This is a genomic window from Pseudomonas putida, assembly GCF_009883635.2.
Classification (GTDB): domain Bacteria; phylum Pseudomonadota; class Gammaproteobacteria; order Pseudomonadales; family Pseudomonadaceae; genus Aquipseudomonas; species Aquipseudomonas putida_W.
On record NZ_CP026115.2, the window covers coordinates 5,690,779 to 5,705,470 of the forward strand.

The 14,692-nt window shown below is 51.1% G+C and carries 16 protein-coding genes; 11 read left to right on the plus strand and 5 right to left on the minus strand.

Annotated elements, in window-relative coordinates; translation table 11 throughout:
• Positions 1 to 108 precede the first annotated feature (108 nt).
• The 3 genes from C2H86_RS25890 to C2H86_RS25900 are packed head-to-tail and all read left to right on the plus strand — an operon-like array spanning position 109 to position 3,789.
• Positions 109 to 783 (plus strand): hypothetical protein, encoded by a 675-nt coding sequence (locus C2H86_RS25890; protein WP_159410501.1) that lies wholly within the window; start codon positions 109 to 111, stop codon positions 781 to 783.
• Positions 780 to 2,798, plus strand: coding sequence for a hypothetical protein (locus C2H86_RS25895; RefSeq protein WP_159410502.1), 2,019 nt, complete (start codon positions 780 to 782; stop codon positions 2,796 to 2,798). The genes C2H86_RS25890 and C2H86_RS25895 overlap by 4 nt, the downstream gene beginning before the upstream one ends.
• Before the next feature lie 13 nt (positions 2,799 to 2,811).
• Positions 2,812 to 3,789, plus strand: a complete 978-nt coding sequence (locus C2H86_RS25900; RefSeq protein WP_159410503.1) for an ATP-binding protein — start codon at positions 2,812 to 2,814, stop codon at positions 3,787 to 3,789.
• Positions 3,790 to 4,040: 251 nt separating this feature from the next.
• Here C2H86_RS25900 and C2H86_RS25905 read toward each other — a convergent pair whose 3' ends face one another.
• Together C2H86_RS25905 and C2H86_RS25910 are read right to left on the minus strand one after the other, a co-directional pair.
• The gene (locus C2H86_RS25905) at positions 4,041 to 4,460 is read right to left on the minus strand and encodes a hypothetical protein (RefSeq protein WP_159410504.1); all 420 of its coding nucleotides are present in this window, start codon (positions 4,458 to 4,460) and stop codon (positions 4,041 to 4,043) included.
• 1,330 nt (positions 4,461 to 5,790) lie between these two features.
• Positions 5,791 to 6,261 (minus strand): XRE family transcriptional regulator, encoded by a 471-nt coding sequence (locus C2H86_RS25910; protein ID WP_159410505.1) that lies wholly within the window; start codon positions 6,259 to 6,261, stop codon positions 5,791 to 5,793.
• 315 nt (positions 6,262 to 6,576) lie between these two features.
• On the opposite strand from C2H86_RS25910, the gene C2H86_RS25915 reads away from it, so the two are divergent.
• The 8 genes from C2H86_RS25915 (at position 6,577) to C2H86_RS25950 (ending at position 11,556) form a co-directional block, all read left to right on the plus strand.
• Complete coding sequence (locus C2H86_RS25915; RefSeq protein WP_159410506.1) at positions 6,577 to 6,957, plus strand: hypothetical protein; 381 nt, start codon at positions 6,577 to 6,579, stop codon at positions 6,955 to 6,957.
• Positions 6,958 to 7,139: 182 nt separating this feature from the next.
• The gene (locus tag C2H86_RS25920; protein WP_240349643.1) at positions 7,140 to 7,670 is read left to right on the plus strand and encodes a hypothetical protein; all 531 of its coding nucleotides are present in this window, start codon (positions 7,140 to 7,142) and stop codon (positions 7,668 to 7,670) included.
• Between the two features lie 59 nt (positions 7,671 to 7,729).
• Positions 7,730 to 7,969, plus strand: a complete 240-nt coding sequence (locus tag C2H86_RS25925) for an antitoxin VbhA family protein (protein ID WP_159410507.1) — start codon at positions 7,730 to 7,732, stop codon at positions 7,967 to 7,969.
• Positions 7,970 to 8,561: 592 nt separating this feature from the next.
• Entirely contained in the window at positions 8,562 to 9,290 is a 729-nt protein-coding gene (locus C2H86_RS25930; protein WP_159410508.1) for a metallophosphoesterase family protein, read from the plus strand.
• A 63-nt stretch (positions 9,291 to 9,353) separates the two neighbouring features.
• A complete protein-coding gene (locus C2H86_RS25935; protein WP_159410509.1) occupies positions 9,354 to 9,725 on the plus strand; it encodes a hypothetical protein in 372 nt (123 codons plus the stop codon).
• 461 nt (positions 9,726 to 10,186) lie between these two features.
• Positions 10,187 to 10,528: a hypothetical protein gene (locus C2H86_RS25940; RefSeq protein ID WP_240349644.1), complete on the plus strand. Its 342-nt coding sequence runs from the start codon at positions 10,187 to 10,189 to the stop codon at positions 10,526 to 10,528.
• Positions 10,529 to 10,586: 58 nt separating this feature from the next.
• Positions 10,587 to 10,889 (plus strand): hypothetical protein, encoded by a 303-nt coding sequence (locus C2H86_RS25945; protein ID WP_159410510.1) that lies wholly within the window; start codon positions 10,587 to 10,589, stop codon positions 10,887 to 10,889.
• Between the two features lie 373 nt (positions 10,890 to 11,262).
• A complete protein-coding gene (locus C2H86_RS25950; RefSeq protein WP_159410511.1) occupies positions 11,263 to 11,556 on the plus strand; it encodes a DUF6555 family protein in 294 nt (97 codons plus the stop codon).
• A 276-nt stretch (positions 11,557 to 11,832) separates the two neighbouring features.
• On the opposite strand, the gene C2H86_RS25955 is transcribed toward C2H86_RS25950, so the two are convergent.
• From C2H86_RS25955 to C2H86_RS28830, 3 genes are read right to left on the minus strand one after another with little or no spacing between them, the layout of a single operon-like run.
• A complete protein-coding gene (locus tag C2H86_RS25955) occupies positions 11,833 to 13,605 on the minus strand; it encodes an FUSC family protein (RefSeq protein ID WP_159410512.1) in 1,773 nt (590 codons plus the stop codon).
• Positions 13,602 to 14,483 carry an efflux RND transporter periplasmic adaptor subunit gene (locus C2H86_RS25960; protein WP_159410513.1) on the minus strand — a complete coding sequence of 294 codons (882 nt, stop codon included), beginning with the start codon at positions 14,481 to 14,483 and terminating at the stop codon, positions 13,602 to 13,604. The genes C2H86_RS25955 and C2H86_RS25960 overlap by 4 nt, the downstream gene beginning before the upstream one ends.
• Positions 14,480 to 14,689, minus strand: a complete 210-nt coding sequence (locus tag C2H86_RS28830; protein ID WP_159410514.1) for a DUF1656 domain-containing protein — start codon at positions 14,687 to 14,689, stop codon at positions 14,480 to 14,482. The genes C2H86_RS25960 and C2H86_RS28830 overlap by 4 nt, the downstream gene beginning before the upstream one ends.
• Between the last annotated feature and the right edge of the window lie 3 nt (positions 14,690 to 14,692).

The window sequence follows — 14,692 nt, forward strand, 5'->3', positions numbered from 1 at the left end:
CGGCTATTGCCGCTCCCTGGGAAACTTCGAAACGATCCAAAAAAGCGCCATTCGTCGCGCTAAAATCATGGAAGAAAATCTGTTCCTTCGCAACAGAGGGAGAAGGCCATGGTTTCGTTGAAAGGGCACCGTCGTAAGCAGCTCATGTCATCGCGCACTGGAAGCCATAACGGGAGCCTTTGGCTGTGTTACAGCCCGAAAATCGACAAGGATTTCACTATCATCAGCGATCGAGAGATGGTCTATTGGGTTTCAGAACTCGAGTCCAATCCCAAAGTGCGCAGATTTGAATTTGACGCAGAGGTTGAAGTCTGCCTGATCCCGGATTCAGAGACTTTTGAACGAGTCAAATGTACTTGGGTAGATTGCGCGGATGGCACGGTAGAGTTGCATGTAATAGACAGTCGCGAAAATGTCGATAAAGACTTGAAGGCAGTGAATGTACGATGCAGGCGTTCAGGACACCCTGAGCGTGACGCCCAGATTGTACGTATTCCCCATGTGAGATTGGTACTGTTCTCGAAATTCATGGGTTTTTGGCTACAGGTGATAGCTTTCGCAGCCCAAGTACGAGATTACGATCTTGAGGTCGAAACTGAAACTCTAGATTCTCAAATCACTCACGACAAGGAGGGGACTATAAAAGATCTCCTCTCGGCTGTATCAATTCAAGATCAAGCCCTTGCAATTGGTGCCATTTCCAGAATGATTTTGGTGGGGGCAATACAAGTGGATGCAGGGAGCGCAGGATTCGGCAATAACACCCAGTGGAGATTGTCATGAAAACAAGGCGCTCCAGAGCTGAAATTGTTGAGCTTGTACAATCAACGATGCCGTGGGAAGACGTCGGTGTTGATATGCTTTCACAGAAAGAGTTGACAGTATTTCGTCACAGAAAGGATGCATTGACACGATACATGGAAGGGCAGTCTTTGGCAGTTATCAAGCAGCATACAAAGATTGGTGGAAACTATCTGATAAAGATGATAAATCGATGCCTCAAGCCAGCTCCTGATGGCCAGCCTTTCGGGTATCGCGCAATGCTGCCAAATGAGGCTACGACAGAGTATACCAGAACTAAACCGCTTAATTCCGAAGTCCATCTTAATGGAGCTGGTTTGGCAGGAGCGCTTGGTAGTCTGTTTAAGGTTTATCCTGATCTCAAGCCGTTTCTCGACGCACTGATCCTGAAGAAAAGTAAAGCCAATAAAGAACTGAAAACCGTTCCTGAGTTCGCCATTCGCAGGAAGGATGTTCATCGTTTGTTTATAAAATATCTCGAAGAACGGAATCACTCAAAAGTCACGTGGCCGTTTACTTCGAAAGATTTTGCCTTGAGAACGATTTCTGGTTATGTCAAAAAGACTCGTGCTCAAAATTTTGAAAGATCAGTGGAAATTATAGGAAATAGAGCCGCCGTAGCACATATTCCAGTGGGCACTGGCGAATCACCACTTATAAAGCTGCGTGGCCTCTGGGATGGCATTGAGATTGATAGTCACACTTATGATGCTGTTTTCGTGCTCTCAATTCCAAATGATGTCGAGGTGAGCCATGCTAACCTTAGAGCGGTAATTGAACTTAAGCGACTGCATGTTCTTGCTGCAGTAGAGATATCCTCCACTGCGGTACTTTGGTATCGAGTCATCTATGGTGATGACGTGACCGCTGAGGATGTGGTTGCGCTGATCCGTGAAATGTTTGGGGCGGAACGTCCAGTACCCATGCCAGTTATCAATGATTTGATTTTGAAGAGTGGCGCCGGCTTCCCAGCCGATTTGATCCCTGGGCTGAAGCAAGCGCTGCCATCAGTAATCCGCTTCGATAATGCACTTGCCAATTTGTCAGTTAAAGTCAGTAGTAGCCTTCGAAAGCAGCTGGGCTGCATGATGGACTACGGTCGCGCAGCACATTTTGAACGGCGGCCAAATATCGAAAATTTATTTGGCCGCTTTACTGAAGATCTGTGCAAACGGTTTCCGAGCACAACTGGTGCTGGCCCGAATAAAGGTGGCGCTGACAATCCCGGCAAGGAAGCTCGTATCCATTACATGGAAAGCACTGCTCTCGATCAGTTAACTTACACCTGGTTCGCAAATCATAATGTCGAACCATCAAAAGGATTATATTACCAAACGCCGCTGCAGGCCTTGGAGCAGCTGATTAAATCAAATAACGACCACTTTATTCCAAGATGCCCTCCGCTGGATACGCAAAAGGCCTTGGGGACAGTGCATGTCCCTGAGTTTAGGGTAGTGTGTGCTGATCTCAATGCTGGTTTGAGGCCCTACATTAATTTGGATGGTGCTCGATATAGTTCTCGGCGCCTGAAGAATGCTACTGACCTGATCGGGAAGAAGATTTTGATTCATGTGAACGAATCTGACATGCGAGTTGTGCAAGCGTTCCGGGTTACTGGTGAAGCGCTTGGGCCACTTAAAGTTCAGGGGGCTTGGGATCAAAGGGCACACACAAGGAAAGTACGCCGAAAAATAAACTCCTTAAAGCGCCTTAAAATAATCTCTTACCTAAGCGGCGAATGTCCTGTGGATGTGTATCTTCGATATCTGTACGCGAAAGCAGAGAAAATGCGTCTGGACGGCAAGCAAGATCGAAGCTCTGCGTCCAAAATTGATCTCTTACAGCATGAGATGTCTCGGTCATTGCCGGAGATAGACCAGCAGTCGGATGTCCTCGAACTGCCGGCGCCTGTGGCTCCGGAGGAAGACATCCCCAGACGCGCATGGACAATAGCAACCAATGAAACTGATTTGCTTGAGCTACTGAAGAAGTTATAGCAGGTGGTTGATTATGGATAAATATGATCCGACCAATGCCGCACTTCAAAAGCAGCTGTTTTCCAAACACCCGTTGGTGACAAACCAATACAAAGTCCTAACCCCAAGCATGCCAATTGTAGTCGAAGTTGTGATGGATGCTGTGGAGCTTCATAAAAAAAGCCTATATTTCAAAGGGTTGCCACAGATGGGTAAAACTACATGCTGTGTATTTGCGATCAAATGCATTGAGGCGCGTGCAGATTTTAAAGATCGTTTTGTGTGTCATGTGACTGCTGATCCATTACGGAAAGAGGGCATACTCAACAACATTGCACGTAGCTATCTCCTTGCGCTACCAAAAAGGCCTAACCTGGATCAGGTGCGGGCCGCAGTGGTGTCTTATGTTAGTGGTCGGCTTATAGATCGTGCCGGCCAACATCTAGTTTTGTTTATTGATGAGATGCATACCTTAACAATTGCCGACTTCGAGAATCTTCAGTATCTACAAAATGTCCTAGCGCTGCGTAATGTTGGTGTGACTGTAGTCGGATTTGGCCAAACTCAGATTACTGAAACAATGGAAATGCTTAGAGCCATGGGTCGGCCGGAGCTTATCGCGCGATTTCTCAACGAGAAATTTGATCTGCCGCGGTGCGAGGATTCTACTTGGATAGGCGCTACTGCCGCTATACTAGATGATGCACTGATGTATCCTGAGGGAAGTGATTGTACATACACGCGTTTTTTTCTACCCCAAGCTTACGAAGCAGGTTTAAGGCTTGCTCGTATTTCAGGCGATATTTATCGTATAATGAATGGAGTAGCAAAGGAATGCAATCTCGCTGTTCTTCCCACTGTTTACATTTTAGACGTGATTAGATTTCTCCTAATACGATCAAGACACAATGATGCAGCTGATTTCAGATTTGGCGAGTCAGCAATCAAAGATGCGGTGGAAGAATCCCAGCTTCGTACTTATCCAAGCACTAATCCAGAGGCTAAAAGGTAATTATGGATAAGAGAATACGTGTAAAGCTCATTCATGCAGGTGAGTCTATTCCTTACGCGTCATCATGGTTGATTTTTTTGCACATTCTTAAATGGAATGCGATTCCGAATTTTCGACGACTTTTGGAGATTATTGATCCTAGTGCTGTTGTGCCTTGGGGTAGGCAGGGTAATATATGGTGGTGCGGTCAGCACATCCCTCATTGGAGGTTAGAATCAGCTTTGGAGCTTAAGCTTGGTTCATTGAAATATTCATTTATAGATGGTTGGTTTCCGTTTCCGAAGAGCAGTGAGTGCACGCCACGTTATTGCCGACCAAGCATCGAAATTCGGCACTGCTCCGAATGCATTAAGCATGGCTATCACTCTGTAATATTTTATTTCAGCCACATAACCCGCTGTCCTTGGCACAACATAGAACTTCAAATGTGCCAAAATTGCACGAATGTTCTTAATTGTAAGTTCGGTGTAACCAAGGGGGTCTATGAGTCCGCTGATGAGTGTGAGCATCTGTCGATTATACTTGATGTGACCGCGCCAGCCATAGTTGGCATGGAATTTAAAGACGCAGTCAAGGCTTGGTGCGATCAGTATACGGCCTGGGTAGCTAGAAGTATCGAATTGGTTGGGCATAATGCATATAGGATATTGGTTGAAAAAAGAAGCTTGCATGACGCTCGGGAAATTCAGCTGCCTATTGATTTTCTTACGGAGCGCTTAGGTAATTTAGGATCTCCGCGCAGTGATCAAGGCCGTGTATCGGCACTGAAATTGCCTCATTCGAAATCGGTATGGGAGATCCCCTTTCATGATGTACTACATAGCCCTCAGCGGAGACCGATTAGGAGAAGACAACCCCAAGTTAGCTGTGGTGAAAGACTCGCAATGCTTAAGTCTGTTCGTAGGTTTATTTTCAGGACTTACTTGCGTTCTCACAGGAAATGCTTGGCGAGACTAAGCTCAGTGCCTAGAGATAGCTGGTGTAAGCTCGATTCAAGGGCTGTATGCCCGTGCGTGCTTGCATATTTAATCGTTTTTTCATCACTAGCGACGGCCACGCCTTATGAATTTTTAAACTCCGGGTTGAATTTTAAAAGCTTCATTCCAGTTAGAGCAAAAGGGGCTTATCATCATATTTTGTTGCGTTGTGAGGTAGAGTATGGCGCGGTCTGTACATTAGCGGATTTTTACGAGGTATGGAATTCACTCAGAAAGCTTGATCAGGTCGACTGTAAGTTTATCGTGTTCGGTAATAGGTATGATATTCAATTTTTCCCAGTTAAAATGCCCGGATTTTTTAATGGCATAAATTTTTCCGGTCATGGAGGCTACTGGGATTCGTATTGCTTCATGGATAATCCAAGTGACGCGCTAAAATCGAGTGTCATTGACTGTAAGGCACGGAGGTATATGAAATTGTGCGTGGATATGGATGATGCCATTGCCAGTAACTTCAATAATAATGAAAATATACAATGCGTGGTACATAATGTTTGTTCGAACAGTACGGTTCACGGCAGACGTTAGTCTTAAAACCGCACTCTAAGAGCTTTACTCGCGAGTTGTAGTATTCCAAATACGGTTTACCATGGTGGCAGAAACGCCTGCAGTCTCGGCCGTTTCTTTCTGATACATTTTTTGAGCTCGACAAGTCAAGATAGCATTTATCGTATCCGGAGGTGTCCTCCGTCCAGTCTTGTTCATGACGAGCGATCCATCTTCAAACCCCCCGTGCCATTTCGCTAACATGCAAAGCTTGGCTAGTTGCTGGCTATCGTTTTTGAGGTGCAGGAGTAGGTCGCTGTAAGATTGGCTGTGCCCAATGCTCGATGAGGCGGTAGGAGGTGGGAACATCGACCTGAAGCTCCGAAGCAAATGCTTCGAACGTATCGAGGGTCACGCCGACTCTTGCGGTTTCGAGGTTGTGCATGTCCTCACGTGGACTATCTATGGTTGGTACAGCTGCAGCGCTTGCCCTGGCGAAACTTAGAGTCTTGCCGGCTTATTTCCTCCAATACTCCATCACCGACGTCAGCGCCAATCCCAACCTGGTAGCAGCTTGCTGAGGTGACAGACCTTCAGCTCTAAGCGCGAGCACCGCCTTCTCATTTTCAGCATTCAGTGGCCTGCCACGTGGTCGCTTGACCAAAGATCCGACAGCGTCGAACTGCTCCTGGATCAACTCCATACCGCCGGCTGCCTCAAAGTCGACAAGCTTGCACATCGACTCCTGCACCCTGTCACGTGTGACAGCCTTTTCACGTACAGACACACACAACGCCATCAGAGCGATCGAATCAAGACCTAAGGATTCTGCGAGTGCGTCGAACTGCTCAAGGGTGGTGCTCGTCTGAGCGTTCTCAAGCTCAGCGATTTTGCGACGATGCGTAGCGTCCGAGAGATCGGCATACCGGGCACCACGGACGAGGCGGAGCGCGCGCAGCACCCCTGCGAAAGCGGTTCTCAGATCCATGACTTGCTCAAAAGTCAGGATATAGCCACATCCAAGCTTTACGAATAAACGCCAAATTAGTGTATTATTCGTAGTCGCGGGATGACCCTAGAGCTCTGTGCTGAGGTTAGAGAGGGGCCGCAGGACACTGTCAGTCGTCTCAGCAGCACCGCTAAACGAGGTTCAGCAGGTGGAAAACCGCAGAAATCAAGCTCCCCCAGAAAGCGGAAGAGCACCAATGCGGGGTATGCCCGATCTGTGCGACGTCAAGAACTTTAAGCATCTATTGCCAGTGTCCGCTCTCTGGCAACGAGTGTCGATAACGAGGTAGTGAAGGTGTTTGTAACCAACGGACATGCGCTCAAAGGTCGTTTCAAAGCTGATGACAGTGAACGGCTGCTCTGGAAGGCGGTTGAGCTCAATCCTGGCAGCTACTACTTCCTGGTGGAGGGATGCGGGCTGGTCGATGGCAGCTTTGGCCCTTGGGCGCGGCTTGTGTCTGATGTGAACGATCTGGACTCTCTTTGTAAGGGTGAGAGAGTCGAAGCACACAGCATCAATAAAATCCAGTTGCTCGCACCTGCTGCTATGACGAAGCGCTCGGGACTGTCAGTTGAGGTGCTTTCGGAAATCCGCATACAGCCTGGTACTGAGAGCTGTCCGGTTTATGAATTTGTCACCAGCTCAGGAGACGTCTACACGAGTGCGCGCAAGTGAGGGGCACGAACCAATACCGTAAGGTCTTAGGATTCAACGTCACTGAGTACCGGATTCTCGTTTCGCGCGTAGCTGTTTCATCACGTTCAAACACGCCGCCTTTCAGGTGGTGCGGTTAATTACGCGCTCAATAATTGCAGGAGCAGATTTTGTTTAGATTTGATTGCCGACAGGTCACCGGAGTGATCGAGACTCTCAAGGTGACAGCCACTGAGCAGGGTACTTTTACTGCCCGCATTGTCATCGACGGGCAGGTGCTGCCGAAAGTCTTGCTGCCAGGGAAGATCTACGAAGAGATCGAGCCAGTGCAGCGTGTCACCTTGTACGGCATCTTCACCAAGAAAAAGGACAAGATGGAAAACAAGGCCATCATCTACGCCATGAAGGGCGAGAACGGCACGCTGGTGGCCGCCCGTGAGTATCAGATCAAGGTGCCGATCCTCATTCTTGTGTCTGCAATTCCTTTGATGATTTTGACTTTCATCATCGGCTGCTTCGCATCCCCGTATTTCATCTACCTGCTCACGGGTAGCGAGAGCCCAAGTTACTTGGTACCGACCACTTTCGTTTGGGCGTTCTGGGAAGGCATTGCTGCAGGCGTGTTCATGCTCGGGTGTGCGATCAACTTCATCAAGAAGAGCAGTGACCCCGAAGGCTGGGCGCTGATCGGGGTTGCTGAGCTTTCTCAGCGTTTTAGCAAAGCCTTCAAGTAGTGGTTCATAGCCAGGCTTCCGTTCCGATGGAGGCTTTGGCAGGCCGGCGTGGAGGTGCCATGGACATTGATGAGATCGAACGCGAACGCCGTCATGAAGCCGTGGCAGCAGAAATCGCTTGCCTAGCGCTCGATGGAGGGAAGCTTTCTGCTGAACGCCGTGCTCGATTGCAGGCTTATGTAGACGGCCAAGTTAGCCTTGAAGAGCTTCGAGCAGAGCTCATTGAACGTTTGAGACGAGATAGGTGGGGAATTTCAAATGAGAACGAAATGCGACGGGCCTGGGGTGATCCTGAGTGACCCGAATCCGCCATCACTAGCCGGCTAAAGCCGAATGAGCGAGCTTTTCGCGGACGGCCCCAGTTGCACTATTCAGCTGGGAGCTCCGATCAGATGCCTGGAGTGAATTCCGTGGATTTCCTTACCGAGCTGTTAAGTGACTTTCAGATGAGACGCTTGGTGCAAGCAAGCCTCGGGAAATTCAGCGTGCCCATCACGGCTTTTCTCAGCGATGCGGCGATCATCGAGGGTCGCTGCAGGGGCATTTCTTTTGATCATTTGGAGCAGGACTACGGCTATTGGACAGGAGAGGGAGCGCTCCTTCAGACGTCGAAGGTTCTACGGGCATGGAAAGAGGGGCGGTATTGGATTGTCGGTAGCCGAGAAGGTAACTACGTCATCGCTAGCTTCAAGAGATCCGTCGGTAGAGCTGGCTTCCTCATCCTTCTCCAGTCGATAGATCGGTGTTGAACAGGCACGACAAGGTTTCAATGGCCAACACCGCTGTTGTTGCCCAGTGCTTCTGCAAAACCTTCAAGTAACTATCAGTAGCCGGGCCTCCATGGAGGCACCGGAGACACGATCAGCCCTCGGACAGGACTCTGCTGACTCGATGAAAATTTTGATCTATTCGGATCTGCACCTGGAGTTCGCGGACTTCCAGCCTCCTGCGACGGAGTGCGATTTGGTTGTGCTGGCTGGCGACATCTCTTTGCGTAGCCGGGGAGTGGCATGGGCGAACGACACCTTCCAATGCCCCGTGATCTACGTCTGTGGGAACCACGAGCACTACAAGGGCAACATCGACCGCACACTCACCAAGATGCGTGACGTGGCTGCAGAGCACGTGCACGTCTTGGACAACCAGATCCTGATCATCGGCAACACGCGCTTTTTGGTCGCGACAGCCTGGACTGACTACACCGCCACGGGCGATTACAAAGCGGCGATGAGGGTATGCGCCGAGTTGATGACGGACTTCAAGAGGATCCGGATCGGGGTGGGTTTCAGCAAACTTCGCCCTGTCGATCTCATCGCTCGCAATATCGTGACACGCGAGTTCCTGTCCACAGAGCTAGCGAAGGATTTCGATGGTACGACAGTGGTCGTTACCCATCATTGCCCCATCCAGGATGTCGCCGGCAATGGCCATGAAGGTCATCTCGGCGCGGCGTACTTCAACCAGTGGCATGACCTGGTTGCTCAGGCTGATGTTTGGATTTTTGGCCACACGCATCACGCCGTTGACACGGTCGTTTCAGGCTGTCGAGTAGTATCTAACCCGAGAGGGTATCCGGGCGAGCGTACCGGGTTCTCGCCGGAATTCACCATCGAGATTTAATCTGCCGTTGTGCGTTGCCCGTGCATCGAGCACCAGGGTCAGAAGTAGGAGCAGGAACAACGAATGTCAGACGAAGTAGTCATCCAATACCACGTCAAAGAGCTCTCGGATTTCCAGCTCAAGCGGATCGATCGTGCCATGGTGCAGAAGTACTCTGTGCCGATCACTGCTTACCTGAGTGATGTGTTCATCTCGTCCGAGCGAGCAGTCGGTATCGTGTTTGGCCACAACGATCCGGGGCCCCACGAGCAGCATGCAGACGGGCACATTCTGGAGACCGCTCCGATCTACGAATTACGGAAGTTTGGCAGGTTCTGGGTGGCGTCCACGAACAGTGGCAACTATGTGCTGACGACGTTCAATAGAGAGTCTGGAAGAGCGAGCTTGAGGGCGCTCATTGAGTTTGCTGACAAGCCAGAGCTGCCAGCTGCTTAACAGAATAGCCAGGCGCCTCCGTGCGCTGGAACATCGAGTAGAAGGTGCCGTGCTCTAGGTTCGTAGGGCGACGCGCCGCCGGTGAATGCTGCTCAAGATCTTAAAGTCTCGAAGGCGGTCGGTTGTGAGGTGCCCAGCATCTACCAGGCCCTGGATGTAACCCTCAGCTTTGCCGCGAGCTTCACGCAGGTCACCTTCCGTGGTGCTGAGGTGAATGTCATCAACGATCAACTGCCAACGCTGGCTCTGCCGTATACCGATAGGGTCAGCGGAGAAGACGGGAGCAGTCAAGAGAGTTTCGTAGTAGCCAGAAACGCGTGGTTGGTTCAAGTGGGGCGCTCCTCGGGTTAAACATGGCCCGAGGTTATCATGCGCATATCTAATCGACTGTTACTGGTTGGCCTATTGGGTGGCGTCTGTTGCGCAGCGTTACTTGGGCGTCATCATAGAGGAGGTACAACATGGTCAAACGGCGAGCGCCGCTTTCCACTTCCAAGATCGTCGATGTCTCCCCATCGGCCATGCCCAGCTCGGTAGCTAAAGCGATGCATACTGAATTCGAGTTGGAAATCACTGCGTACCTGTCCTCGGTTGAGTATGGGCCGCATGAGCTTTTCCTGAGAGGGGTGGTCTTCGGTGATCGGGAGCGACGATTTGATGATGGTGATCCCATTCGCACCTCCAACATCGTTAGCTATGTAGAGCTTCAGGGCTATGTGTTGGCGCGAACTCTCAACAGCACGTATGTCGTCTGCGATTGGGCTGCAGAGGGAGCGCGAGGGGGCTCGAAGGCTCAGCACTAGAATTCTCAGCTGGGGGCGATAATGATTAACTACCTAGCAGCAGGGAGAAGGGAGCTGATTGAAGGTTACCAGCGAAACCGATCCAGATATGGTCACAGATGTCATTTGCGACATGTGCGGAGATTCAACACTTGTTGAGTCTGGTCAACTGCAGTTCGGGACGATGCATGCATCATGGGGCGAGGGCTCTGCACATTGCGGCGAAGAGTACGAGTTGCACCTGTGTGAAAACTGCTTCTTCGTGCAGGTTTCAACCATGCAGCGCACGCGATGGATCGGCGTTATGTTCGAAGATGAGGGAGACTCTATCCTTAAGAACGATGCTTACGGGCGGCTTCCTCGAAACGATGAAGCGAACTGATTGGTGTATAGGTGGATCACAACCGCTACCGCTGGAGGACGACTATCTCCAAACTCGGGCCCGCCGCCTGCATTTTGGATGCTCAAATTCGGCTGGGTAGCCTGGATGCTCAGCCCCGCTGAAGCCGAGTGGCTGGCAGATCAACTATGGACTGCGGCGTTTTTGGCAGCAAAGCAAGCGAAAGTCTCTAGTTGATCTGAGGATTCTCCTTGTGACCGAGACAGTACGTGTTCCGAAGGGATGACCAATGGACTTCAGTCCAATCTGTTGGTGGTTGGCCGGTGGTTGAGCGCCAGGTCTGCCGTGAGACTTTTCAATTGAATTTTTAAGCGTAAATCCCCTCAGGAAATATGGGTCAAAGGGAGATACTGACGTGGCTGGGCAGCAATTATTCGTGATCGATTACACCCTCCATGGTGAGAGCCGAACGTTCATTATTCGCTTGGAAAAAATGGATAACCCCGTGGCCTGGCATTGGGCCAGTTGCGACGCCGGCGTCGGCATCATCCCAAGGTTCAGTCAGCAGGAAATCAAGCTGGTCAGCCGTCCCGTCGCCGAGCGCTATGGCATCGCGAATGTGAAGTGGCGACTTGCCGGCAATGGCCGTGAGTTCGTTCCCCAACCTATCGATGTCGGCAAATTCTCAGGTGGTGCCGAAGGTGCCTGAACACTTGCATTTACTTCCCTGGAGGTTTTGCCATGCAGCCGAAAACTGAAGGCTCTGAAGAGAAGGGGCCAAGCGACGTACCCTTCATCAACGATCCTGAAAAGCCCACGTCGCCACCGTTGAATGACGCTGATGCTACGGTTAGCAGAGCTACTCGGCTATACGGAGACTTCGAGCTTTACTCATGCCTTCAATCGCTGGTCTGGCGCGTCACCAAAGCGATGGCGAGATCAAGCGCGCCAGGCCAATGCGTGAGCGTGTGATCGCATGGCAGGCTCACGTCGCTTGAGCCTTATCCCGTGAACGACAGTGGCCTGTTTCCAGTAGTGAAAATCCTAGAGCCGTGAGCTCCTTACCCTCACAGGATCCTGGCTCATATGCACTGAGGTACGAGAGCCGCTCGCCAGCTCGTTGATTTAACCACGAGGTAGATTTTCCGTCCCTCTGCATCACTCTGAGATCTCTCTCCAATGATTTCACCACTCGGCGCTGAAGCCACAGGCCTTTGGGCGGGCCTGCTAGCGCAAAGCCGATAAAGAGGAGCCCAAGCCCCGCAATGATGCCAAGTCCTATCGACACAGATTGATCTACAGCAAATGCCATGTAGTTACTGGGTTGCACCGTCACAGCGACGGTGAGGCAGAATCCAAGCCCATAGGGTGTAAACGCAGGCGAGGTCATGGCCATCAGACCTAGAAATAGAGGCCCAGCCAGAGCCAGCATAAGTGCCAGAAAATGGTTCGGGCCCTGTGCAATCAAGGGGAGCACCCAAAAAACTACAACAGGCACCGCTATTACCACCCCGGTGATGAGTCTCCGAACGATCAACGTCGGCGACGGTGCTGCTGCGAACATTTGTGAGAAAAGCGTCGGTAGTACCATCATCATAATCAGTGTGGCAGCCCCATCTGACGCTACCCACAGTGTCGCCGCCGCAACGAAAACGAGAGCGTTCCGGGTGGCAGATCTTGCTGCTGCAGGCCAATCACGGTGACGCTTCAAGCGCATACTTATTTGTTGGTAAGGCTCCCCTTGGGGCGAGGACTCAGCTCCTTCGATTATGGCCAGTAACGCACGTATAAATGCCTTTGATGCATTGGCCAGAGCGGCTGCTGGGCTACCTCCTTCAGCCGCTTGCACTTTATCTGAAAGCGCTCGGAGCCCACGCATTTGAGACTGGGAGTCAAGCTTCAAGATTTGGTTGACCTCCCTTAAAAAAGGCTGTGCGATGCCTGCGAGCGGTTGGCTGGTAGCGCTTTCTCGTTCGTTGAACAAACGCTCAACGGTATGACCGCTCGCAGCTAGTGTGAGTGCGTTGTGGCCCATCCGGAGTGACCGGGAAACGTTATTCGCCAGCTCGTATCGCCCAGCATTTGAGTCATCATTTATCAGCGATATCAAGCCGACAATCTCCAGACGCTTCTGGTGTAGCAGCATTCTGTCTTGTGGGGAGTTGGCTAGCGCCTGGGCGTATGCGAGGCATGCTGAGTGAAGGCTGCGAGTGTGGCCAGCCAGTAGTGTTTCTACCTTGAAGGGAAACAGGAAAACGCTTGCCAAAGTCGCGCAGCTTGCCCCAACCATCACTTCGGTCAGCCGGGCACGTATAAGCATGAAGATCGATTCACTGGTCGTGGTTGTAGGATCCGCCATCGCAAACATCACGATAAGGATGGCTGTCACTGAGATCAGGGCTGTGCCAAAAATGAAGTTGACGTGCCGTTCCGTTGAGGCAATCGCGGATGTGGTTGCAACACAGACAGCCAAGGCGCCGATTGCCAAGAGGGGGTATGGCATGAGGTAGTTCAAGATGAGCACGGCAACACAGGCGCCCAGGGTCGAACCGATAACCAAGCAGAGAGCCTTTTCGATTACCAATCCCCTTTCAGGACGAGCCTGCAGCATCATCGAAGCAACCATGGCCCAAAATGGTTTATCGAGATCCAAGCTCATCGACACTGCGAGTGCCACGGCAACGGCTGACAACCCTTTGGCTGCAAAAAGGACACTACGTAGATTGGGCTGCAGGTAGTGAATTAGGATCGCCTTCATAGATTCGCAACTCGCGAGAGCGAGGGTGAAAGCTTGACCGAAGCGTTCATGCCCGCGCTTAGGCGAGTGCCTTCGGGAATAGAGTCGAGCTTGATATCTACAGGAATCCGTTGCGCAAGCCTCACCCAATTGAAAGCTTGCTGTACCTGGGGCAACAGCATCGTGTCAGCTTGCGTGTTGGTGTTGGCAACCCCTTTTGCAATGCTTACAACATGTCCCTGTAGACGCTCACCTTCGCTCATGAGCGTGACATCAGCAGCATCCCCTTCACGGATACCTGGCAATTTCGTTTCTTCAAAATAGGCTGTGACGTAGAACGAGTCATCTTTGATCAGTGAAAATGCTGGGCCACCCTGAGTTACGTAGTTGCCCTCCTGCAGTTTGACGTTGGTGATCGTTCCGTCAGCAGGTGCTACGACCCGCGTGCGTGTGAGATTGATCTGGGCTGTTTCCCACTGCGCTTTACTTATTTCGAACTCGGACTTCGCAAGCAAAACCTGCGACCGTGCATTGTCCAGATCCTCGGCGCTGATCGCATTGATCTTAGCGAGTGGCACGCGTCGCTTTTCTTGAGTCTTGGCCAGCTCCCAAGAATGCTTGCCGTGTTCCATCGTCGCCTTCGCTTCATCCAGGATTGCTTGATATCGAGCCCTATCAATCTCGAAAAGCACATCCCCTTTCTTCACTGATTGGTTATCGCGCACCAAGAGCTTGGTCACCCAGCCAGCGACATCTGGTGCCACGATCACCACATCAGCCCTCACTCTGCCGTCTCGTGTCCAAGGTGACTGCCGATAGTGATTCCACACCCATGAGCCCGAAAAAACGGTTGCTGCAGCTATGAGGAGGGTCATGGTGATCCGCAAAGTACCTTTCATCTCAGCTCTCCATCAAGGAAGGCAACGGTTGCTGCGATGTAGCAAATGAATAGCGAAACGCCCAACCAGGAGCGGTTCGGAAGCAAATGTTTCAGCAAAGAGCGCTGAAGGAGGAAGTTGGTTACCGCCGTAAGACCTGCGGCGATAAAGGCGCATAGCACCATCGGACTGATCAAAACGCCTGCGATTGAAAACTCTCTGAGCATGGT

Excerpts from the sequence above, each read along its gene's own strand:
- C2H86_RS25955 (WP_159410512.1), bottom strand. The coding sequence starts at position 13,605 with ATGAAGGCGATCCTAATTCACTACCTGCAGCCCAATCTACGTAGTGTC.
- C2H86_RS25940 (WP_240349644.1), top strand. The coding sequence starts at position 10,187 with ATGGTCAAACGGCGAGCGCCGCTTTCCACTTCCAAGATCGTCGATGTC.
- C2H86_RS25895 (WP_159410502.1), top strand. The coding sequence starts at position 780 with ATGAAAACAAGGCGCTCCAGAGCTGAAATTGTTGAGCTTGTACAATCA.
- C2H86_RS25905 (WP_159410504.1), bottom strand. The coding sequence starts at position 4,460 with ATGCAAGCTTCTTTTTTCAACCAATATCCTATATGCATTATGCCCAAC.
- C2H86_RS28830 (WP_159410514.1), bottom strand. The coding sequence starts at position 14,689 with ATGCTCAGAGAGTTTTCAATCGCAGGCGTTTTGATCAGTCCGATGGTG.
- C2H86_RS25930 (WP_159410508.1), top strand. The coding sequence starts at position 8,562 with ATGAAAATTTTGATCTATTCGGATCTGCACCTGGAGTTCGCGGACTTC.
- C2H86_RS25910 (WP_159410505.1), bottom strand. The coding sequence starts at position 6,261 with ATGGATCTGAGAACCGCTTTCGCAGGGGTGCTGCGCGCGCTCCGCCTC.
- C2H86_RS25900 (WP_159410503.1), top strand. The coding sequence starts at position 2,812 with ATGGATAAATATGATCCGACCAATGCCGCACTTCAAAAGCAGCTGTTT.
- C2H86_RS25935 (WP_159410509.1), top strand. The coding sequence starts at position 9,354 with ATGTCAGACGAAGTAGTCATCCAATACCACGTCAAAGAGCTCTCGGAT.
- C2H86_RS25925 (WP_159410507.1), top strand. The coding sequence starts at position 7,730 with ATGGACATTGATGAGATCGAACGCGAACGCCGTCATGAAGCCGTGGCA.
- C2H86_RS25890 (WP_159410501.1), top strand. The coding sequence starts at position 109 with ATGGTTTCGTTGAAAGGGCACCGTCGTAAGCAGCTCATGTCATCGCGC.
- C2H86_RS25960 (WP_159410513.1), bottom strand. The coding sequence starts at position 14,483 with ATGAAAGGTACTTTGCGGATCACCATGACCCTCCTCATAGCTGCAGCA.